Genomic DNA, 19,789 nt, shown 5'->3' with positions numbered 1-19,789 from the left:
AGTCATGGCCCGTATTGCTGGCATTAACATTCCGCCGCAACAGCACGCCGAGATCGGCCTGACCGCCATTTTTGGCATCGGTCGTACGCGCGCTCGCAAGATTTGCGAAGCGGCAAACGTACCCTTTGACAAAAAGGTCAAGGATCTGAGCGACGCTGAATTGGAACGCGTCCGCGAACATGTTGGTTTGTTCACGGTTGAAGGCGACCTGCGTCGTGAAGTACAGCTCTCGATCAAGCGTTTGATCGACCTGGGAACCTACCGCGGTATGCGTCACAAGCGCGGTTTGCCCGTGCGCGGCCAGCGCACTCGCACCAACGCCCGGACCCGCAAGGGCCCGCGTCGTGCTGCTGCGTCCCTGAAGAAATAATCGAGGAACAGGATTATGGCGAAAGCTTCCACCAGCGGCGCTTCGCGCGTGCGCAAAAAGGTCAAGAAGAACGTCTCGGACGGCATCGCGCACGTTCACGCTTCGTTCAACAACACCATCATCACCATCACCGATCGTCAGGGCAACGCGCTGTCGTGGGCCACGTCGGGCGGTGCTGGCTTCAAGGGTTCGCGCAAGTCGACCCCGTTCGCCGCGCAGGTTGCCGCTGAAACGGCCGGCCGCGTTGCTCTCGAGTACGGCATCAAGACGCTGGAAGTCCGCATCAAGGGCCCCGGTCCTGGTCGCGAATCGTCGGTCCGCGCTCTGAACGCGCTGGGCATCAAGATCTCGTCCATCGCCGACATCACGCCCGTTCCGCACAACGGCTGCCGTCCGCCGAAGCGTCGTCGTATCTAAAGGGAATCCACATGGCACGTTATATTGGACCCAAATGCAAGCTCTCGCGCCGCGAGGGTACTGACCTGTTCCTGAAGAGCGCCCGTCGCTCGCTGGATTCCAAGTGCAAGCTGGATTCCAAGCCTGGCCAACACGGCCGCACTTCGGGTGCTCGCACTTCCGACTACGGCCTGCAGCTGCGCGAAAAGCAAAAGCTGAAGCGCATGTACGGCGTGCTGGAAAAGCAATTCCGCAAGTACTTCGCTGAAGCCGAGCGTCGCCGTGGCAACACCGGCGAAACGCTGATCCAGCTGCTGGAATCGCGCCTGGACAACGTCGTCTACCGCATGGGCTTCGGCTCGACGCGCGCCGAAGCTCGCCAGCTGGTGAGCCACCGCGCCATCGAACTGAACGGCCACACGGCTGACATCGCTTCGATGCTGGTCAAGGCTGGTGACGTCATCTCGGTTCGTGAAAAGGCCAAGAAGCAAGGCCGCATCAAGGAATCGCTCGATCTGGCCACCAGCATCGGCATCCCCCAATGGGTGGAAGTCGACGCGTCCAAGCTGACCGGTACGTTCAAGTCGGCCCCCGATCGCGCTGACGTCGCTCGCGACATCAACGAATCGATGGTCGTCGAACTGTACTCGCGTTAATCACGCCTGCCGGCGCCTCCTTCGCGGAAAGCGCTGGCAAGCTGGTCTCGCGACCCGTTTGCACGTCCCGCAGCAGCCCGCTTTCCGCCTTTTGGTGGAGCGGGCTTTGCGGTAAGTATCGGGCGGCGTTTTTTCGCGCTGTCCGCGTTTCAAGTTTCACCCTGTCCATCAGCCTTATCGGTGTAACGAGCCGAGGGTATTGAAAAGGAACACAGTAAATGTCCACTCAAGGTTTCCTGAAGCCGCGCTCCATTGAAGTCGAACCGGTCGGCACGCACCATGCCAAGATCGTGATGGAGCCGTTCGAGCGTGGCTACGGTCACACGCTGGGCAACGCCCTGCGCCGCATCCTGCTGTCTTCGATGACCGGCTACGCGCCGACCGAAGTCCAGATGACGGGCGTGGTGCACGAGTACTCGACCATCCCGGGCGTTCGCGAAGATGTCGTCGACATCCTGCTGAACCTGAAGGGCGTGGTCTTCAAGCTGCACAATCGCGACGAAGTGACCCTGGTCCTGCGCAAGTCGGGCGCCGGCACCGTGCTGGCCAGCGACATCGAGCTGCCGCACGACGTCGAGATCATCAACCCCGGCCACGCCATCTGCAACCTGACGGAAGCGGGCAAGCTGGAAATGCAGATCAAGGTCGAAAAGGGCCGCGGCTACGTGCCGGGCAACGTGCGCGCGCTGTCGGAAGACCGCACCCACACCATCGGCCGCATCGTTCTGGACGCCTCGTTCAGTCCGGTCCGCCGCGTGAGCTACGCCGTTGAAAGCGCCCGCGTGGAACAGCGTACCGACCTGGACAAGCTGGTGCTGGACATCGAAACCAACGGCGTGATCTCGCCCGAGGAAGCGGTGCGCCAGTCGGCTCGCATCCTGATGGACCAGATCTCGGTCTTCGCCGCCCTGGAAGGCGCTGGCGATTCGTACGAAGCCCCGGTCCGCGGCACGCCGCAGATCGATCCGGTGCTGCTGCGCCCGGTCGACGACCTGGAACTGACGGTGCGTTCGGCCAACTGCCTGAAGGCCGAAAACATCTACTACATCGGCGACCTGATCCAGCGTACCGAAAACGAGCTGCTCAAGACCCCGAACCTGGGTCGCAAGTCGCTCAACGAGATCAAGGAAGTGCTGGCTGCACGTGGCCTGACCCTCGGCATGAAGCTCGAGAACTGGCCGCCCCTGGGCCTGGAGCGTCCGTAAGACTTGAAAGGGTGTCGCCCCCGATAAAGGGGCGCTTCCCGCAGCGCCCGGCCTCACCGCCGGGCGGTTTGCGAAACCGTCGTAAAATGCACCGTTTTCTACCGGACCGCGGCCTGATTGCAGGCTGATAGAAGAGCCGGCAACCCGATGGCGGAAACGCCGTCTTTAGATTCAAAGGAAACTTATCATGCGTCACGGTAATGGCTTGCGTAAGCTCAACCGCACCAGCAGTCACCGTCTTGCCATGTTCCGCAACATGGCTGTTTCGCTGATCACTCACGAAGCAATCAAGACCACGCTGCCGAAGGCGAAAGAATTGCGCCGCGTCATCGAACCCCTGATCACGCTGGGCAAGGAGCCCACGCTCGCGAACAAGCGTCTGGCATTTGCCCGTCTGCGTGATCGCGATGCGGTTGTGAAGCTGTTTGCTGAAATCGGCCCGCGCTACGCGGCCCGTAACGGCGGCTACACCCGCGTGCTGAAGATGGGCTTCCGTCAAGGCGACAACGCTCCCATGGCTTTCATGGAACTGGTTGACCGTCCGGAAGTCGATGAAGCCGCTGAGGACAGCGCCGAATAAATCGGCAGCTAGATAAGCGACAAGGGCGGGTCTTCGGACCCGCCCTTGTTTTTTTTTTGCGGTCGCGAAAGCCGACTGCAGATTCTGTGGGCGGTGACGCGGCCGGAAGACGTCCGCCCGGCTGAGGCCGGTTGCGCTCGCACGGCCCGATAAGGTGCGCTCCGGCCAAGACCTGCCCCGCCAGGACGTGCCGTGCCAGGGCATATCGCGCCAGTGAGGCGCCGCTAAGACGAGCCTGCCATTTCCCCCCGCAGCTGTGCGGCGACGGTTGCCAGCGCCTCTTGGGGCGGTTGCGGCGGCATTTTGAACGTCAGGTCCTGCTGTTCGATGTACTGCGTCGAGGTCAGGTCCTGCACATGGTGCATGGGGATGATGTGCGCGTGCGCATGGGCGACGTGGATGCCCGTGAACGCGAAACCCACCCGTTCGACGCCATACAGACGCTTCATGTGGCGTCCCAGTTTCTGTCCCAGGTTGACGATGTGGGCGGCCAGATCGGCCGGCATGTCCTCGTAATAGGGGTAGTGTTGCTTGGGAATGACCAGGGTGTGCCCCGGGCGCACGGGCTGGATGTCCAGAAAGGCCAGCACACGGTCGTCCTCGTGGATGACGTGAGCCGGGATCTCCTGGCGGGCGATGCGGCAAAACAGGCAGTTGTCGGACATGCGTGCCTCGGCATAGGGATGGAGCGGTGGCCTTGACCCGGCGCAACCGGGGAGGAGCCCGCAATACCGATAAAATACCTCGAGTTACATCCCACGCGGGTACCCCAAGGAGGCTCCATGTTGCGCGATGACGACGTCGTGCTGGTCATCAGCAATGCGCCGGACTTGTTGCTGGCCAAGCGCATTGCTCACGTGCTGGTTGAAGACGGGCTGGCCGCCTGCGTGAACCTTGGCGCTGCCGGGTTGTCCATCTACATGTGGAACGGAGAGGTCGAAGGGGCGGAGGAAATTCCGATCCATATCAAGACCACCTACGCGCGCCATGCGGCCGTCGTGCAGGCGCTGGCGCAGATGCATCCCTATGACGTTCCCGAGATCATCGTGCTGCCGGTCATCGGCGGTGCGGCGCCCTACCTGGACTGGGTGCGCGAACAGACGGCCATTACGCAGAACAAGAGAGACTGATGTTGCAACTTGCCAGTACGGTTGGCGCGCCCCGGCGCGCCGTCAGCGCGACCTCCGCCTTCTTCAGGCAATGCCTGGCGCTCGTTGCGATGGCCATCCTGCTGCTGGGCTGGCATGCGGCCGCGCGCGCAGAGGCCGAGTTCCTCGAGCCCGAAAAGGCCTTTGTGTTCAGCGCGCAGATGGCGTCGCCGGACACCCTGGAACTGCGCTACAAGGTGGCGCCCGGCTACTACATGTACCGCGAACGCTTTGCCATCGCAATCAGTCCGGCTGACGCCACGACGTTGGGCGAGCCTGCTTATCCCAAAGGCGAGGTCAAATACGACCCCACGTTCGAAAAGGACATGGAGGTCTTCCACCAGGACGTGGTGATTCGCGTGCCGGTGGGCGCGGGCACGCAGCCCTTTACCCTGACCTTGACGGGCCAGGGATGCGCGGACGCGGGGCTCTGCTACCCGCCGATGGACAGCACCGTGAAGCTCACGCCCGTCGCCGGCGGGTATGCCGTCGCAGGCGCCGGCCCGGGCGCGGCGTCCTCGGCGGCTTCCTCCGCGGCTTCCTCCGCGGCCTCATCGGGCGGCCTTGCTGCGCTGGTCAATGCCGGGGACACCCGCATCGCGGACGCGCTGGGCGGCCTGGGATGGATCAAGACGGCAGGCGTGTTCCTGTTGCTGGGCCTGCTGCTGGCCTTCACGCCGTGTGTGCTGCCCATGATTCCCATCCTGTCCTCCATCGTGCTGGGCGGAGCGCAGCAGCAGCGTCCCACACGCGGACGCGGACTGGCGCTGGCGGCCACCTACGTGCTGGGCATGTCGGTTGTCTACACGGCCCTGGGCGTGGCGGCGGGTCTCAGCGGGGCGGGCCTGGCGGCATGGCTGCAGACGCCGTGGATCCTGACGCTGTTCGCCCTCCTGCTGGCCGTTCTGGCGCTGGCCATGTTCGACGTGTTCACCTTCCAGATGCCTTCCGGCATCCAGGCCAGGTTGGCCGAGCGGTCTTCGCGTGTTCCGGGCGGGCGCTATACCGGCGCGCTGGTGATGGGCGCGCTGTCGGCGCTGATCGTCGGACCCTGCGTGGCCGCGCCCCTGGCCGGCGCGCTGTTGTACATCTCGCAGACCGGCGACGTGGTCCTGGGCGGATCGGCGCTCTTTGCGATGGCCTGGGGAATGGGCGTGCCGCTGCTGATCGTCGGCGCATCTTCTTCCGCCTTGCTGCCCAAGGCCGGCCCCTGGATGGACGGCGTGAAGCGTCTGTTCGGCATGCTGTTGCTGGCGACGGCCTGGTGGATGCTGATTCCCGTCGTGCCGACGTGGGTGCAGATGACGGGCTGGGCGTTCCTGGCCATCGTGTCGGCCGTGATGCTGAGGGCGTTCGACGCGCTGCCGCAGGGCGCCGGCGCCGCGCGCATGTTCGGCAAGGGCCTGGGCCTGCTGCTGGCGCTGGCTGCCGCCGCATGGCTCGTTGGCGCCGCCAGCGGCGGCCGCGACGTCCTGCAGCCCCTGTCGCATCTTGCCGCGCGCGGGGATGCGCCGGCGGGCGCGTCGGCCGCCAGCGACGAAGTGCACTTCGCCCGTGTGCGGAACAACGCCGAACTGGACGCCGTGTTGGCCCAAAGCACCAGGCCCGTGATGCTGGATTTCTACGCGGACTGGTGCGTTTCGTGCCGCGAAATGGAGCGCTTCACGTTCACGGACGCCGGCGTCGCGCAACGCATGGCGGGGATGGTGCTGGTGCAGGCCGACGTGACCGCCAACAACGCCGACGACCGCGCGCTGCTCAAGCGGTTCCGCCTGTTCGGACCCCCCGGCATCATGTTCTTCGAGCCGGGCGGCAAGGAAATCGCGGACGCGCGCGTCGTGGGCTTCCAGGACGCCAAGCGCTTCACCGAGTCGCTGGACCGCGTCCTGGTGCGTTGATCGGCTGACGGCAGTGACGCGTTCGCCGGCCATCGTCTGATGCACGCAACGCGTCAGCGTCCACATTGAATCGAGGGGTGGAGCGATATACCATGATCGCTTCGCCGCATGCGCGGCGCATCCAACTTACCCCAGGCCGGCGCCGTGACGTCCCCAACAGTTGATGCAAGCCAGGACCGGCACGGTCTGATCTATCTTCAATTGATGTTCGTCATGGCCACCTGGGGCCTGAACATCGTCTCCATCAAGTACCTCACGCAGCACATGCACATCCAGGCGCTGGCTGCCGTGCGGATCGTCATTGCGTTCATTACCGTCACTCTCATCATCAAGGCGCGCGGCGGCCGCATCCCCAAGGTGGGGCCCGCGGAACTGGGCTGGGTGGCGCTGGCGGGCTTTCTGGTGGTGTACGCGCATCAGGTTGCGTTGGTGTCCGGACTGCGGGTGTCGTCGGCCGCCAACGGCACGCTGATCATGGCCACCAGCCCGCTGCTATCCGCCTTTCTCGCAGCCATTTTCTATCGCGAAAGACTGACCGCCACGCGCATCGCTGGCGCGCTGCTCGGCCTCGTCGGCGTGGGCATGGTGGTGGTGGGCAGCGGCGCGCAGTTGGGGCTGACCGGCTGGGGCGACGCGATCGTGTTCGTGGCCGTGCTGGTGTTCGTGTTTGGCGGACTGGTCATCCAGCGCATGTCGCGAATGATGGATCCGCTGGGCATGCTCTGGTACATGTACCTGGCCGGGGGATTGATGCTGGTGGGACACGCTGCACTGACGCCAGCCTCTTATGACGCCGGCACCTGGCAGATGGCATGGTGGCCCTGGGTGGTGCTGATGTTCTCGGCGGTGATCGCCTCGGGCGTCAGCAACATCGTGTGGAACGCGGGCATCGCCCGGCTGGGCATCAGCCGCGCGGCCCTGTTCGTGAACTGGCTGCCGATCTTCGGACTGATGTTTGCGGCGCTGTTCCTGGACGAGCACGTCACGCTGATCCACGTAGTGGGTCTGGCGTGCGTGCTGGGCGGAACATGGCTGGGCCTGCGGCGCGGCGGACGGCAGGAGCGCCGCGCCACCGCGAAGGCCTGATGCGATAAAGCGGTGGCGGCGCGCGGGCCGCTTCCGGATGGCATGTGCGCCGGAACTGGCCGGCGCGCAATGCCCGCCGTACTTAACGCTGGCTCTTGAGCAGCTTTGCCGCTTCGATGGCGAAGTACGTCAGGATGCCGTCGGCGCCTGCGCGCTTGAAGGCCAGCAGCGCTTCCATCATGACCTTGTCGTGGTCCAGCCAGCCGTTGGCGGCCGCCGCCTTGATCATGGCGTATTCACCGCTGACCTGATAGGCGAACGTCGGCACGCGGAACGTGTCCTTGACCCGGCGCAGTACGTCCAGGTAGGGCATGCCAGGCTTGACCATGACCATGTCGGCGCCTTCCTGCAGGTCGCCGGCGACTTCGCGCAGGGCTTCGTCAAGGTTGCCCGGATCCATCTGGTAAGCCATTTTGTTGGACTTGCCCAGGTTGGTGGCCGAGCCCACGGCGTCCCGGAAGGGGCCGTAGAAGGCGCTGGCGTACTTGGCCGAATACGCCATGATGCGCGTGTGGATGTGGCCGTTGGCTTCCAGCGCGCGGCGCACGGCGCCGATGCGGCCGTCCATCATGTCGCTGGGCGCCACCATGTCGACGCCGGCATCGGCCTGCGTAAGCGCCTGCTTTACCAGGATTTCAACCGTGGGCTCGTTGATGACGTAGCCGTCCGCATCGATGACGCCGTCCTGGCCGTGGCTGGTGTAGGGATCCAGCGCCACGTCGCACAGGACGCCCAATTCCGGAAAGCGCGCCTTCAGTTCGCGCACAACGCGCGGAATCAGGCCGTCGGGATTGGTGGCTTCGATGCCGTCGGGCGTCTTGAGCGCGGGATCGATGGCGGGGAAGAGCGACAACACCGGAATGCCAAGCGCCACGCATTCTTCGGCCACGGGCAGCAGGGTGTCCAGGGAATAGCGGACCACGCCGGGCAGCGAGGACACGGCTTGCCGCAGGCCGGAGCCCTCGGCCACGAATACCGGGTAGATCAGGTCATTGACCGTCAGGGCGTTCTCGCGCACCAGGCGGCGGGTGAAGTCGTCGCGGCGCAGGCGGCGGGGGCGGGAAACCGGAAAGTCAGGGGTGATGATCTGCGGGTTCATGGTACGACCTTGGGAGAAATCCAATTTTCGATATGCGCGCCGGCCTCTTCCAGACCGATGCGTTCGGGCGCCGAGAAGGGGACGGTGTGCAGCGCGCCGATATCGGCCAGGTCTTTGCGGACCGAGAAGACGGTGCGCATGCGCTGGCCATAGGGCAGCTTGTCCGCCTTGGTCAGCAGCGCCAGCACAGGGCGGCCGGTGGGGGCGATGAAGTTGGCCAGGCGGCGGTCCAGTTCGGTGACGCCGCGGCGGATGTCGATGAGCAGCACGATGCCGGCCAGCGATTCGCGGTCGCGCAGGTAGCCGCCAAGGATGTCGGCCCACTTTTCTTTTTCGTTGCGGGCTACGGACGCATAGCCGTAGCCGGGCAAGTCGACGAGATAACCGATGTGGCCTTCAGGATCGAGAGGGTCCGGCAGGCTGAACATGTTGATCAGGCGCGTGCGGCCGGGCGTCTTGCTGGAGAACGCAAGACGGCGCTGGTTGCACAGCACGTTGATGGCCGTGGATTTGCCGGCGTTGGAGCGGCCGACAAAGCAGACCTCGGGAGCGCCGGCGGCCGGCAACTGGTCGAGGCGAGCCGCGGACGTGAGGAAAGAGGCGCGATGTAGGAGGGACACGGATGGCTTTGATACGGTTGGTTTCGAGCCCTATTGTATAATCCGGCGTTTGCTACAGTGGTCCCCGTGCGCGGAGCCGTCTTTTTTGCTTACTGTAAAGCTGTTTCAAGCCCCTGTGGGCACTGATTCAGCCCCGCAGCAAGATCGCAAGCAGGACAAGCAAAACAGGTTCGATACGGTTTACTGCGAGTGCGGGCAGGCGTGGGCGCCTTTTTGCGCCTTGATCGATGTGATCGTCGAGGTCTTCATGAAGCGTGTGCTGTCCCGGATGTTGGTCGCGAGCGGGCTGTTGCTCGGCGCCTCCGCCTTCTCTGCTACGAGTTTCGCCGCCAACGGCGCTGCGGGCCCGGCCAAACCAGATGCCGCCAAGGGCGGGCAGCTGTTTGACCAGGGCGACGCGTCCCGCGGCATCATTGCCTGTGCCTCCTGTCACGGCGCGGCGGGTAACAGCACCATCCCGGTGAACCCGAACCTGGCCGCGCAGCCGCACGAGTACCTGGCCAAGCAACTGGCCGACTTCAAGGTGAAGGAAGGGGCCAAGACGCCTGTGCGCAATGGCCCGGACGGCAATCCGAGCCCGATGACGGCCATGGTGCAGAACCTGACGCCGGCCGACATGCAGAACGTCGCGCTGTACCTGGCGCTGCAGCCGCTCAAAGAGCCCGCCACGGCCGGCCACGAGTCGCTGGTTGAGCTAGGTCAAAGAATCTGGCGCGGTGGTTTGCCCGACCGCAACGTTCCTGCCTGCGCGGCATGCCATTCTGCCAATGGCGCCGGGATTCCCGGTCAGTACCCCCGTCTGTCGGGGCAGTTCCCCATCTATATCGAAGAGCAGCTGAAGCTTTTCCGCAGCGGCGACCGCAAGAATGACGTCATGCACGCCATTGCGGACCGCATGTCGGATGCCGACATCAAGGCGGTGTCGGACTACGCGGCTGGCCTTCGGTAAGCGATTGGCCGCAACGTGCGCGGCTGGTCCGCGTTGACGCAACCTGAGCCTGCCGGAACCTCGTTCCGGCTCGCGCTGTCTATGAGGGGGGTAGCCGATTGTGCGGCCCCCCTTTTTTCATGAATTCGACTCGAACCCACTCCCGTCCCTCTCTGCGCAGCCTGCCCGGCGATTTCTTTGAACTCCTGGGTTCGATGCGGTTTGCCGTCAGCCTGCTGATGTTCATCTGCGTGGCGAGCCTGGTGGGAACGGTCCTGCAGCAGAACCGCTCGTCCAACAATTACATCGACCAGTTCGGCCCGTTCTGGTTTGAAGTGTTCGACAAGTTTTCCATCTGGCACGTCTACAACAGCTGGTGGTTCCTGCTGATCATGGGCTTTCTGGTCGTGTCGACCTCGGTTTGCCTGATCCGCAATGCGCCCAAGATGCTGCGCGACGCGCGTTCGTTCCGAGAGCACGTGCGCGAAGGCAGCCTGCGGGCCTTTCCGCATCGCGTGGAAACCCACGAACCTACCGATGTTCCGCGCACCGCCGCCGGCCTGAAGGCGCTGCTGCAGCGACTGGGTTACGCGGTGCGCGAGCGCCAGGACAACAACGGCGTGCTGCTGGCGGCCAAGAAGGGCAGCGCCAACCGGCTGGGTTACGTGTTCGCGCATGCCGCCATGGTCATCATCTGTATCGGCGGGCTGCTCGACAGCGAACTGCCCGTGCGTCTGCAGGTCATGTTCGGCGGCAAGCAGCCCATCGTTGAAAACATGCTGATCTCCGAGGTCCCCGAGAGCGGGCGCCTGTCGGTCAACAATCCCAGTTTCCGCGCCAGCGTGCTGGTGCCTGAAAACGGCCAGGCCAGCACGGCTGTCGTGATGGTGGGCGACGGCGCGCTCGTGCAGCCGATGCCTTTCACGCTGAAGCTCAAGAAGTTCATCGTCGATTACTACTCCACCGGCATGCCCAGTCGCTTCGCCAGTGAAGTCGAGGTGACGGACCCCGACACGGGCAAGACCTTTGATTCGACCATCGAGGTCAACGAGCCGCTGCGCTTCAAGGGCATGACGGTCTACCAGTCCAGCTTCGACGACGGCGGCAGCACGGTCGTGCTCAAGGGCTATCCGCTGGTAGGCGCCAACGACGCGACGTTTTCGGTCGACGGCACGGTGGGCAAGACCAGCGAGCTGACGGCCCAGACGGCCAAGGGCCCGCGCAGCATGGGCATCGAGATCACGGCCATGCGCCCGATCAACGTCGAAGACCTGACCCGTGGCGATCCCAAGGGCGCCAACCAGAGCTTCGCGGAGCATGTGGCGTCGGTGTCGGGCAGTGCGGCGGGCAAGAAGAACGAAAACCTGCGCAACGTGGGTCCCAGCGTCGAATACAAGCTGATCGACGATGCCGGGCAGGCGCACGAGTTCCAGAACTACATGCTGCCTGTCGAATTGGACGGCGCGGCCGTGTTCCTGGCCGGCGTGCGCAACAATGCGGCCGAGCCGTTCCGCTATCTGCGCATCCCGGCCGACGACGACAGCTCGATCGCCGAATTCATGCGCCTGCGCGCGACGCTGGCCGATCCGGCCGCGCGTCAGGAAGCCGCCCGCCGATTCGCCGAGCGCAACAGCCCGTCCGGCACCGACCGCCAGCCGTTGCAGACTGCCGCCGAGCGCGCGCTGGAGACGTTCGCATCAGGCGGCTTGCAAGCGGTCGCGGCGTTCCTGCAGGCCAACACGCCCGCAGCCGAACTGGAGCGCGCCGCCGACGTGGTCATCCGGCTTATCGGCGCCAGCATGAATGAACTGCGCGCCATCGCGCGCGAGCGCGCCGGCCAGCCTCCCGTGGCCCTCGAAGGGCCCGAGGGCGAACGCGCGGCCGTGTGGTCGCGCCTTGCCGTGGCGGCGCTGTCCGACCTGACCGTCTACCCGGCGCCCGTGTTCCTGTCGCTGGCTGACTTCAATCACGTGCAGGCCAGCGTGTTCCAGGTCAGCCGCACGCCGGGCAAGAACACCGTCTACCTGGGCAGCCTGCTGCTGGTCCTGGGCGTGTTTTCCATGTTCTACATTCGCGATCGCCGCGTCTGGATCTGGGTCAAGCCGGAGGGGGGCGGCAGCAGCGTCCTGGCGGCCATGACGTCACAGAAGCGTACACTTGACTTCAATCAAGAGTTCGAACGCTTCAAGCAGGCGCTGCTGCGCCAAAAAAGGTCTTAAGGTTTTTTATGTCCACGACCACCTCCACGCAACCGCCGTCGCCCGAAACGCTTTGGCAGGACGCCTTGTCCGAAACCGGCGACAGCCGCGCGCAGCGCGGAAAGCCGGACTGGACCGATATCGTTTTCTTCCTGCTGCTGGCTGTAGGGGCGGCATTCGCGCTGACCCGCTACGGTCACGCGATGGACTACTACGAGAAGATCATCCTCTGCGGCACGGTGCCCGCGCTGGCCTGGCTGGGCTGGCTCTGGCGTCCTTTGCGCAACCTGATGATCGCCTGTGCAATCTCGGCGGGGCTGGCGTTGATGCTGTACGGCAACGACCTGGCTCGCGCCGAACAGGTGTTCTTCCTGAAATACCTGTTCTCCTCCCAATCGGCCATCCTCTGGATGAGCGCGCTGTTTGCGCTGGCCATGGTGTGCTACTGGATCGGCGTCTTCAGTCCCACGGCCGCGTGGCTGGGCACCGCGCTGACTTGGGGGGCAGTGTTCGCCGGCGTGACCGGCATGCTCGTGCGCTGGCGCGAAGGCCATCTGATGGGGCCTGACCTGGGCCACATTCCGGTCAGCAACCTGTACGAAGTCTTCGTGCTGTTTTGTCTGATCACCGCGCTGTTCTACCTGTACTACGAACGCAAGTACGCCACGCGCGCGCTGGGCGGCTTCGTGCTGCTGGTGGTGACATCGGCCGTCGTGTTCCTGCTTTGGTATTCGTTCACGCGCGATGCGGGGCAGATCCAGCCGCTGGTTCCGGCGCTGAAGAGCTGGTGGATGAAGCTGCACGTGCCGGCCAACTTCATCGGCTACGGCACGTTCTCGTTGGCGGCGATGGTGGGTTTCGCGTACCTGGTCAAGCAGCACGGGCAGACCTCGTCCTGGGCCAAGCTTGCGCCGTTGTTCGTGTTGGGCGTGCTGCTCTGCGCCGAGCCCATGGTGTTCCGCACGGACGGGCTGTCCGCCACGTGGATGCTCTATTTTGGCGTGGGCGCCGTGATCGTGGGCGCCATCCTGCTGGGGCGCCGCCGCATCGCCGATGCGCTGCCGTCGCTCGAAGTGCTGGACGACATCATGTATCGCGCCATCGCGATCGGCTTTGCGTTCTTCACGGTGGCCACCATCCTGGGGGCGCTTTGGGCCGCGGACGCGTGGGGCGCCTATTGGCAATGGGACCCGAAGGAAACCTGGGCGCTGATCGTCTGGCTGAACTACGCGGCCTGGCTGCACATGCGCCTGATCAAGGGCCTACGTGGCGCCATGGCGGCCTATTGGGCTCTGGTCGGCCTTTTGATCACCGGCTTTGCCTTCCTGGGCGTGAACATGTTCCTGTCGGGCCTGCACTCGTACGGCCAGCTTTGAGCCTGCGCGCGACCCTGCAATGAAATAAGGCCCCGAACGACGGGGCCTTATTCTTTGCTGCGTACGGCGCCAGATCACGGAAGCATGGACTCGCCCCGCAGCTGGTCCGCCAGGGTTTCGCGCTGCCGCACGACGTAGTATTTGTCGCCGTCGACCATGACTTCAGCCGGCCGGCCGCGCGAGTTGTAGTTGCTGGCCATGGTCATGCCGTAGGCGCCCGCCGATTCCACCGCCAGCACGTCGCCTTGCCGGATGGCGAGCATGCGCTGTTTGGCCAGCCAATCGGCGCTTTCGCAGACCGGGCCGACGATGTCGTATTCGGCCATATCGCCCGCGCGCGGATGCAGCGGCTGAACGCCATGGAATGCGTCGTAGAGGGCCGGGCGCAGCAGGTCGTTCATTGCGGCGTCGACAATGGCGAAATTGCGGGCTTCGGCGTGCTTGATGTACTGGACGGTGGTGAGCAGCACGCCTGCATTGCCGACGAGCGAGCGGCCCGGCTCCAGCACCAACTGCAGATGTCCCTGGCCACGCGCGTTCAGGCGTTCGAATACGCGGTCGAGCAGGGCGCGGGGCGAGGGCGGCGTTTCGTCCGTGTAGCGGATGCCCAGGCCGCCGCCCAGGTCCAGGTGCGCGATCCGGATGCCGGCCTGATTCAATTTTTCGATCAGGTCGAGCAGCTTTTCCAGCGCGTCGAAGTAGGGACTGATGTCGGTCAGTTGCGAGCCGATGTGGCAGTCCACACCCACGATTTCCAGGCCCGGCAATGACTGCGCGGTGAGGTAGGCGTCCAGCGCGTCATCGATGGCGATGCCGAACTTGTTTTCCTTCAGGCCGGTGGAGATGTACGGGTGCGTGCGGGCGTCAACGTCGGGGTTCACGCGCAGCGACACCGGCGCGCGCACGCCCAGATGTTGCGCGACATCGGACAGGCGGTGGAGTTCGTCAACCGATTCGACGTTGAAACACTTGACGCCGGCATGCAGCGCGTCGCGCATTTCCCATGCCTGCTTGCCCACGCCGGAGAACACGATTCTGGCCGGGTCTGCGCCGGCGGCCAGCGCGCGGTGGAGTTCGCCGCCGGACACGATGTCGAAACCAGCGCCCAGGCGCGCGAATTCGCCCAGCACGGCCAGGTTTGAATTGGCCTTCATGCCGTAGCAGACCAGGACGGCGCGTTGTCCGACCGCGCTGCGGTAGGACTGCCACGCGGCCTTCAGGGCCGCGCGGGAATAGACGTAAAGCGGAGTTCCCAACCGTTCGGCCAGATGGTCAAGCGGCACGTCTTCGGCGTACAACACATTATTGCGGTACTGGAAGTACGGGTGGCCGGCGAGTTCTGGCGGGGTCGGGAACGGGGGCGTCATGGGATGGTCGGGGCGGGAGGAATCTGCTGGGCCGGCTGTCGGCTTGGCTGAGTGGCCGGCGCTTTGCCATCAGGAGGCGGCGGCATGTACAAAGGCCCCTTGTACCCGCAGGCCGCGACCATGCCGGTCGCCATTAGCGTGGCTACAATGCGAAGAGCCATGCGGCTGAATGCCAATTGGAACACTGGGAACTCCGTAATTCTTGCAGGCTCGATTATGACCGAAACCGAATTTCTTGCGTTGATCGACCAGGTGCTGGACAGCATCGAAAGCCAGGCCGATGACTGGGCGGCTTCGCTCGACGTCGACGTCGAAACCAGCCGCAGCGGCAATGTGCTGACCATGGTTTTCGAGGACAACACCCACGTCGTAGTGAACAGCCAGGCCGCCATGCAGGAGCTGTGGGTTGCCGCGCGCAGCGGCGGCTTCCATTACCGCTACGACGGCCATCACTGGAACGATACCCGAGGCGGCCCGCAACTGCCTGACGCCCTGTCACAGATATGCTCCGCTGCCGCGGGCGTCCCCGTGACGATACGGCTGTAAACAAAAAAGGCCGGCCCAGTGGGCCGGCCTTTTTGCATCAGAAGGGTATCTTCTGCGACCACGGCGTGGTGGTCTGTGTACCCACGCCGGGCGCAACCTTGATCCGGGTGTCCTCGCCCGTGCTGCCGCCCAGGCCATTGAGGAATTCACCCAGCGTATCGGCTTCGGGAAGCCCGAGGCGGGCCACGGCCTGGCCGGGCGGGAATTCAGAGAAATAGAACTCGCCGTTTTCCACGAGAAGGCCGTCGGGCCGGGCGCGCGGCTTCTCTTCGGGCACGCCCTTCAGCACTTCCTGCATGTAGTCGACCCAGATCGGCATGGCGACGCCGCCGCCGGTTTCACGCGAGCCCAGCGACTTGGGTTGGTCAAAGCCCAGCCAGGAGGTCGCCACCAGGTTGGGCGTGTAGCCCGAGAACCAGGCGTCCACGGATTCGTTGGTGGTGCCCGTCTTGCCGGCGATGTCGTTGCGCTTGAGCAGGACGCGGGCGCGGGCTGCGGTGCCGTACGTGGCCACGCCGCGCAGGATGTCGTCCATGACCCACGCGGTGCGCGGATCGATCGCGCGGGCCGCTGCGTCGCCGGCCACGACCGGCTTGGACTGCATGATGACCTTGCCGCTGCTGTCGGTGACGCGGTCGATCAGATAGGGCGTGACGCGGTAGCCGCCGTTGGCGAACACCGAGAAAGCGCCTGCCAGTTGCAGCGGCGTGACCGAGCCGGCGCCCAGCGCCAGCGGCAGCACCGCGGGCTGGCGAGCCTTGTCGAACCCGAAGCGCGTCAGGTAGTCTTGTGCGTACTGCGGGCCGATGGCCTGCAGGATGCGGATGGACACCATGTTCTTCGACTTGTACAAGCCCTGACGCAGCGTCAGCATGGGCTCGTACTGATTGCCGTAGTTCTTGGGATTCCAGGCCTTGGAGCCCGTTTGCGCTGCGGTCAGTTCGAACGGCTGGTCCGAGATCTGCGTGCCCGGCGTCAGGCCGCGTTCCAGCGACGCGGCATAGATGAAGGGCTTGATGTTCGAACCCGGCTGGCGCCACGCCTGCGTCACGCGGTTGAAGTTGCCGCGGTAGAAGTCGAAACCGCCCACCATGGCGCGGATGGCGCCGTCCTGCGGCGACAGCGCCACGAAGGCCGCTTGCACGGAAGGCAGGTTGATGATTTCCCAGTTGTCGCCGAACTTGCGGATGTAGACCACCGAGCCGCGCTTGATGCGCTGTTCAGGCTTGGCCTTGTCGTTCAGCGCGCGCGCCACAACACCCAGCACCTTCTTGTCGGTGACGGTGATGATCTCGCGCGAGCTGCGCGCCAGCTTCACTTCGGTGGGGCTGGCGGACAGCACCACCGCGGTCAGCAAGTCGCCGCTGTCCGAGAACTTGTCGAACACGCCGTCCAGGAACTCGTCCAGGGCTGCGGGGTTGTTCTCGGTGCCCGGGGGCAGGTCGAGCTGTTCTTCCGGGCCGGGATAGGGGGCGCGGCGCGTGTACTCGAGCACGCCTTCCCGCACGGCGCGGTAGGCGGCTTCCTGGTCCTTCGATTGCACGGTGGTGTAGATGTTGATGCCGCGCGAATAGACGTTGTCCTGGTACACGTTGTAGAGCAGCTGGCGCGCCAGTTCGGCCACGTATTCGCCATGGATGGAATAGCCGCCGGCCGGCGTGCCCTCGGCCGACTTCATGACGATCGGCTGCGCCATCGCCTGTTTGTATTCCGGTTCGGTCAGGTAGCCCAGCGAATGCATGCGGCCCAGCACGTAACGCTGGCGCAGTTCGGCGCGGGGGCGGTTGGCGATCGGGTTGAAGCGCGACGGGGCCTTGGGGATGCCCGCGAGCATGGCGGCTTCGGCAGGCGTGACTTCGGACAACGGTTTGCCGAAGTACGTGCGCGACGCGGCCGCGAAACCATAGGCGCGGTGGCCCAGGTAGATCTGGTTCATGTAGAGCTCAAGGATCTGGTCCTTGGTGAGCTCGGATTCAATTTTGAAGGTGAGCAGCAGTTCGTAGAACTTGCGCGAATAGGTCTTTTCCGACGACAGGTAGAAGTTACGCGCCACCTGCATCGTGATCGTGCTGGCGCCCTGCGTCTTGGACATGCTGATGAGGTTGGTCAGGCCGGCCCGCACCACGCCCATCCAGTCGATCCCGCCGTGCTGATAGAAGCGGTCGTCTTCGGCTGCCAGCACCGCCGACTTCATGACGTCCGGGATTTCGTTGAAACGCAGCACGTTGCGGCGTTCCTCGCCGAACTCGCCGATCAGCACGCGGTCTGCGGTGTAGACGCGCAGCGGCACCCGCGGCCGGTAGTCGGTCATGGCGTTCAGGTCGGGCAGGTTGGGCCAGGCCAGCGCCAGCGCCATTCCCGCGAGCAGGACGCCGCACAGGAACAGACCGCCGAAAAGGATGCCGGTTTTAACGAAGAATCGCAGTATTGGAGAGCCGCTTTTCGCGGGCTTGTCTTTCTTGGAGGAATTCTGGGGCTTGCTCATCGCGGCGATTTTACGGGTATCTCCGGGCCCGCCTTATCGCGGGGGATCGGTTTCTGTAACAAAATAGTTCAGTGTGGTGCGCGGGCAACTGGCGGCAGATGTGATAATGCCGGCATGAACTTTGCCGCTAACTCATGTCCGGAGGCAGCCCCGGACCCGGCGCCCTGCGACGGGGCGCCTGAAAACCCGCCGTGCGCCGTCGAGTGCACAGGCAAGACCACGTCGTTGCCTCACGACCTGCCGGTATTCTTGGTCGGGATGATGGGTGCCGGCAAGACAACCATAGGCCGTAGCCTTGCGCGGGCCCTGGGGCGCGACTTTATGGATCTGGATCATGAGCTCGAGGCGCGTTGCGGCGTACGGGTGCCGGTAATCTTCGAAATCGAGGGCGAAGCCGGTTTTCGTCGCCGAGAGTCCGCCGCCCTGGAAGAGTGTACCCAACGGCGCAACATAATTCTTGCCACGGGCGGTGGCGCCATCCTGGCCGCCGAAAACCGGCAGCTGCTGCGTGAACGCGGCATCGTTGTCTATTTGAGGGCCAGCGTGGACGAATTGTTCCGCCGCACCTGCCGCGACCGCAACCGTCCCTTGCTGGCCACCGCCGACCCCCGCGGGACCCTGCGCGACCTGATGACCCGGCGCGAGCCACTCTATAAAGAGGTGGCGGATCTGGTGGTGGAAACGGGGTCGATGCCCATCCATACGCTGGTCAAGGCGCTGCTGCCGCAATTACAAGCTTTTGAGAAGCGCATATGAACGTTGTTGACGTCGAAACCCCGGGCGGAAGCTATCCGATCCATATCGGCCCGGGCCGCCTGGACGCTCTGGACCAGTGCATACCCGCCGATGCGACCGCGATCGCCGTCGTGACGAATCCGACGGTGGCCGCTCTGTACGCCGAGCGCGCCGAGGCCGCGCTGGCGCGGACGGGCAAACGGGTGTTGCGCATCGAACTGCCGGACGGCGAGGCCTATAAGGATTGGCAGTCGCTGAACCTGATCTTCGACGCGCTGCTGGGCAATCGCCTGGACCGCCGCTGCGTCCTGGTCGCACTGGGCGGCGGCGTCATCGGCGATATGACCGGGTTTGCCGCTGCCGTGTACATGCGCGGGGTGCGCTTCCTGCAAGTGCCCACGACGTTGCTCGCGCAGGTGGATTCGTCGGTGGGCGGCAAGACGGCCGTCAACCATCCGCTGGGCAAGAACATGATCGGCGCGTTCTATCAGCCGGTCGCCGTCGAGATCGACACCGACGTGTTGAACACGCTGCCGGCGCGCGAAGTGTCGGCGGGACTGGCCGAGGTCATCAAGTACGGCCTTATCCTGGACCCGGCCTTCTGGAACTGGTGCGAAGAGAACGCGCAAAAGCTGCGCGCCCTGGACCACGAAGCCGTTGCCTACGCGATCCGGCGCTCATGCGAATTGAAGGCGCAGGTGGTGGGCAAGGACGAGCGCGAATCCGGCCTGCGCGCCATCCTGAACCTGGGCCATACGTTCGGCCACGCCATCGAATCCGGCCTGGGCTATGGCGCCTGGCTGCACGGCGAGGCGGTCGGCTGCGGCATGGTGCAGGCGGCCGAGCTCTCGGCCGACGTGGCGGGTTTCGACCGCGCTGATGTCGCGCGCGTGCGCGCGCTGGTGCAGGCCATTGGCTGTCCCGCAGTGGCGCCCGACCTGGGGGCGGACCGCTGGCTGGACCTGATGCAGGTGGACAAGAAAACGGAAGGGGGCTCGATCCGCTACGTGCTCATGACGCGTATCGGCGAGGCCGTGATGCGCGCGGCGCCGGACGACGTGGTCCGCGCCGTACTGGCAAGAACCACTCAATAAAC

At 64.7% G+C, this 19,789-nt stretch carries 20 protein-coding genes; 14 read left to right on the top strand and 6 right to left on the bottom strand.

What is annotated here, in order from left to right; all coding sequences use genetic code 11:
• Positions 1 to 4: 4 nt before the first annotated feature.
• The 5 genes from rpsM (at position 5) to rplQ (ending at position 3,207) form a co-directional block, all read left to right on the top strand.
• Positions 5 to 370 carry a 30S ribosomal protein S13 gene (gene rpsM, locus RT614_RS19465; protein WP_008168996.1) on the top strand — a complete coding sequence of 122 codons (366 nt, stop codon included), beginning with the start codon at positions 5 to 7 and terminating at the stop codon, positions 368 to 370.
• Between the two features lie 15 nt (positions 371 to 385).
• Positions 386 to 787: a 30S ribosomal protein S11 gene (gene rpsK, locus RT614_RS19460; RefSeq protein WP_006216516.1), complete on the top strand. Its 402-nt coding sequence runs from the start codon at positions 386 to 388 to the stop codon at positions 785 to 787.
• A gap of 11 nt (positions 788 to 798) precedes the next feature.
• Positions 799 to 1,422 (top strand): 30S ribosomal protein S4, encoded by a 624-nt coding sequence (rpsD, locus tag RT614_RS19455; RefSeq protein WP_313623763.1) that lies wholly within the window; start codon positions 799 to 801, stop codon positions 1,420 to 1,422.
• A gap of 218 nt (positions 1,423 to 1,640) precedes the next feature.
• Positions 1,641 to 2,627 (top strand): DNA-directed RNA polymerase subunit alpha, encoded by a 987-nt coding sequence (locus RT614_RS19450; protein ID WP_008169002.1) that lies wholly within the window; start codon positions 1,641 to 1,643, stop codon positions 2,625 to 2,627.
• Between the two features lie 187 nt (positions 2,628 to 2,814).
• Positions 2,815 to 3,207, top strand: coding sequence for a 50S ribosomal protein L17 (rplQ, locus tag RT614_RS19445; RefSeq protein ID WP_006389635.1), 393 nt, complete (start codon positions 2,815 to 2,817; stop codon positions 3,205 to 3,207).
• Positions 3,208 to 3,431: 224 nt separating this feature from the next.
• Here rplQ and RT614_RS19440 read toward each other — a convergent pair whose 3' ends face one another.
• A complete protein-coding gene (locus RT614_RS19440; protein ID WP_313623762.1) occupies positions 3,432 to 3,872 on the bottom strand; it encodes an HIT family protein in 441 nt (146 codons plus the stop codon).
• Positions 3,873 to 3,989: 117 nt separating this feature from the next.
• On the opposite strand from RT614_RS19440, the gene cutA reads away from it, so the two are divergent.
• The 3 genes from cutA to RT614_RS19425 all read left to right on the top strand — a co-directional run bounded on the left by cutA (position 3,990) and on the right by RT614_RS19425 (position 7,339).
• Complete coding sequence (cutA, locus tag RT614_RS19435) at positions 3,990 to 4,337, top strand: divalent-cation tolerance protein CutA (RefSeq protein ID WP_171667052.1); 348 nt, start codon at positions 3,990 to 3,992, stop codon at positions 4,335 to 4,337.
• Positions 4,338 to 4,426: 89 nt separating this feature from the next.
• Positions 4,427 to 6,253, top strand: a complete 1,827-nt coding sequence (dsbD, locus tag RT614_RS19430) for a protein-disulfide reductase DsbD (RefSeq protein WP_313623796.1) — start codon at positions 4,427 to 4,429, stop codon at positions 6,251 to 6,253.
• A 204-nt stretch (positions 6,254 to 6,457) separates the two neighbouring features.
• Positions 6,458 to 7,339 (top strand): DMT family transporter, encoded by an 882-nt coding sequence (locus tag RT614_RS19425; protein WP_313623795.1) that lies wholly within the window; start codon positions 6,458 to 6,460, stop codon positions 7,337 to 7,339.
• Between the two features lie 82 nt (positions 7,340 to 7,421).
• Here RT614_RS19425 and hemB read toward each other — a convergent pair whose 3' ends face one another.
• The gene (hemB, locus tag RT614_RS19420) at positions 7,422 to 8,438 is read right to left on the bottom strand and encodes a porphobilinogen synthase (protein WP_313623761.1); all 1,017 of its coding nucleotides are present in this window, start codon (positions 8,436 to 8,438) and stop codon (positions 7,422 to 7,424) included.
• Positions 8,435 to 9,058 (bottom strand): ribosome biogenesis GTP-binding protein YihA/YsxC, encoded by a 624-nt coding sequence (gene yihA / locus RT614_RS19415; protein WP_313623760.1) that lies wholly within the window; start codon positions 9,056 to 9,058, stop codon positions 8,435 to 8,437. Before yihA ends, hemB begins: the two co-directional genes overlap by 4 nt.
• A 247-nt stretch (positions 9,059 to 9,305) precedes the next feature.
• Here yihA and RT614_RS19410 point away from each other — a divergent pair, with 247 nt between their 5' ends.
• From RT614_RS19410 to ccsB, 3 genes are all read left to right on the top strand, one after another.
• On the top strand, positions 9,306 to 10,007 hold the full coding sequence (locus tag RT614_RS19410; RefSeq protein ID WP_313623794.1) for a c-type cytochrome: 702 nt from the start codon (positions 9,306 to 9,308) through the stop codon (positions 10,005 to 10,007).
• Positions 10,008 to 10,126: 119 nt separating this feature from the next.
• Positions 10,127 to 12,205 (top strand): cytochrome c biogenesis protein ResB, encoded by a 2,079-nt coding sequence (locus RT614_RS19405; RefSeq protein ID WP_313623759.1) that lies wholly within the window; start codon positions 10,127 to 10,129, stop codon positions 12,203 to 12,205.
• An 8-nt stretch (positions 12,206 to 12,213) separates the two neighbouring features.
• Positions 12,214 to 13,560, top strand: coding sequence for a c-type cytochrome biogenesis protein CcsB (gene ccsB, locus RT614_RS19400; RefSeq protein WP_313623758.1), 1,347 nt, complete (start codon positions 12,214 to 12,216; stop codon positions 13,558 to 13,560).
• A 74-nt stretch (positions 13,561 to 13,634) separates the two neighbouring features.
• Here the strand turns inward: ccsB and lysA are convergent, their stop codons facing one another.
• Complete coding sequence (lysA, locus tag RT614_RS19395) at positions 13,635 to 14,927, bottom strand: diaminopimelate decarboxylase (protein WP_313623757.1); 1,293 nt, start codon at positions 14,925 to 14,927, stop codon at positions 13,635 to 13,637.
• On the bottom strand, positions 14,924 to 15,088 hold the full coding sequence (gene lptM, locus RT614_RS19390; RefSeq protein ID WP_313623793.1) for an LPS translocon maturation chaperone LptM: 165 nt from the start codon (positions 15,086 to 15,088) through the stop codon (positions 14,924 to 14,926). The genes lysA and lptM overlap by 4 nt, the downstream gene beginning before the upstream one ends.
• Before the next feature lie 55 nt (positions 15,089 to 15,143).
• On the opposite strand from lptM, the gene cyaY reads away from it, so the two are divergent.
• Positions 15,144 to 15,473 (top strand): iron donor protein CyaY, encoded by a 330-nt coding sequence (gene cyaY, locus RT614_RS19385; RefSeq protein ID WP_313623756.1) that lies wholly within the window; start codon positions 15,144 to 15,146, stop codon positions 15,471 to 15,473.
• A 37-nt stretch (positions 15,474 to 15,510) separates the two neighbouring features.
• Here the strand turns inward: cyaY and RT614_RS19380 are convergent, their stop codons facing one another.
• Positions 15,511 to 17,958 carry a PBP1A family penicillin-binding protein gene (locus RT614_RS19380; protein ID WP_313623755.1) on the bottom strand — a complete coding sequence of 816 codons (2,448 nt, stop codon included), beginning with the start codon at positions 17,956 to 17,958 and terminating at the stop codon, positions 15,511 to 15,513.
• Positions 17,959 to 18,072: 114 nt separating this feature from the next.
• Here RT614_RS19380 and RT614_RS19375 point away from each other — a divergent pair, with 114 nt between their 5' ends.
• Positions 18,073 to 18,714 carry a shikimate kinase gene (locus RT614_RS19375; protein ID WP_409558493.1) on the top strand — a complete coding sequence of 214 codons (642 nt, stop codon included), beginning with the start codon at positions 18,073 to 18,075 and terminating at the stop codon, positions 18,712 to 18,714.
• Entirely contained in the window at positions 18,711 to 19,787 is a 1,077-nt protein-coding gene (gene aroB / locus RT614_RS19370) for a 3-dehydroquinate synthase (RefSeq protein WP_313623754.1), read from the top strand. The genes RT614_RS19375 and aroB overlap by 4 nt, the downstream gene beginning before the upstream one ends.
• Positions 19,788 to 19,789: the final 2 nt, after the last annotated feature.

The sequence above is a fragment of the Achromobacter sp. genome (assembly GCF_032102605.1).
GTDB lineage: Bacteria > Pseudomonadota > Gammaproteobacteria > Burkholderiales > Burkholderiaceae_B > Achromobacter.
Note: the sequence above shows the minus strand (reverse complement) of the source record. Positions and strands in the feature narration are given on the sequence as shown.

Coding starts and splice junctions, on each gene's coding strand:
- RT614_RS19440 (WP_313623762.1), bottom strand. CDS start 3,872: ATGTCCGACAACTGCCTGTTTTGCCGCATCGCCCGCCAGGAGATCCCG.
- hemB (WP_313623761.1), bottom strand. CDS start 8,438: ATGAACCCGCAGATCATCACCCCTGACTTTCCGGTTTCCCGCCCCCGC.
- ccsB (WP_313623758.1), top strand. CDS start 12,214: ATGTCCACGACCACCTCCACGCAACCGCCGTCGCCCGAAACGCTTTGG.
- dsbD (WP_313623796.1), top strand. CDS start 4,427: ATGGCCATCCTGCTGCTGGGCTGGCATGCGGCCGCGCGCGCAGAGGCC.
- RT614_RS19380 (WP_313623755.1), bottom strand. CDS start 17,958: ATGAGCAAGCCCCAGAATTCCTCCAAGAAAGACAAGCCCGCGAAAAGC.
- RT614_RS19450 (WP_008169002.1), top strand. CDS start 1,641: ATGTCCACTCAAGGTTTCCTGAAGCCGCGCTCCATTGAAGTCGAACCG.
- rpsD (WP_313623763.1), top strand. CDS start 799: ATGGCACGTTATATTGGACCCAAATGCAAGCTCTCGCGCCGCGAGGGT.
- rplQ (WP_006389635.1), top strand. CDS start 2,815: ATGCGTCACGGTAATGGCTTGCGTAAGCTCAACCGCACCAGCAGTCAC.
- cyaY (WP_313623756.1), top strand. CDS start 15,144: ATGACCGAAACCGAATTTCTTGCGTTGATCGACCAGGTGCTGGACAGC.
- rpsK (WP_006216516.1), top strand. CDS start 386: ATGGCGAAAGCTTCCACCAGCGGCGCTTCGCGCGTGCGCAAAAAGGTC.
- RT614_RS19425 (WP_313623795.1), top strand. CDS start 6,458: ATGTTCGTCATGGCCACCTGGGGCCTGAACATCGTCTCCATCAAGTAC.
- RT614_RS19410 (WP_313623794.1), top strand. CDS start 9,306: ATGAAGCGTGTGCTGTCCCGGATGTTGGTCGCGAGCGGGCTGTTGCTC.
- RT614_RS19375 (WP_409558493.1), top strand. CDS start 18,073: ATGAACTTTGCCGCTAACTCATGTCCGGAGGCAGCCCCGGACCCGGCG.
- cutA (WP_171667052.1), top strand. CDS start 3,990: ATGTTGCGCGATGACGACGTCGTGCTGGTCATCAGCAATGCGCCGGAC.
- rpsM (WP_008168996.1), top strand. CDS start 5: ATGGCCCGTATTGCTGGCATTAACATTCCGCCGCAACAGCACGCCGAG.
- RT614_RS19405 (WP_313623759.1), top strand. CDS start 10,127: ATGAATTCGACTCGAACCCACTCCCGTCCCTCTCTGCGCAGCCTGCCC.
- lptM (WP_313623793.1), bottom strand. CDS start 15,088: ATGGCTCTTCGCATTGTAGCCACGCTAATGGCGACCGGCATGGTCGCG.
- lysA (WP_313623757.1), bottom strand. CDS start 14,927: ATGACGCCCCCGTTCCCGACCCCGCCAGAACTCGCCGGCCACCCGTAC.
- aroB (WP_313623754.1), top strand. CDS start 18,711: ATGAACGTTGTTGACGTCGAAACCCCGGGCGGAAGCTATCCGATCCAT.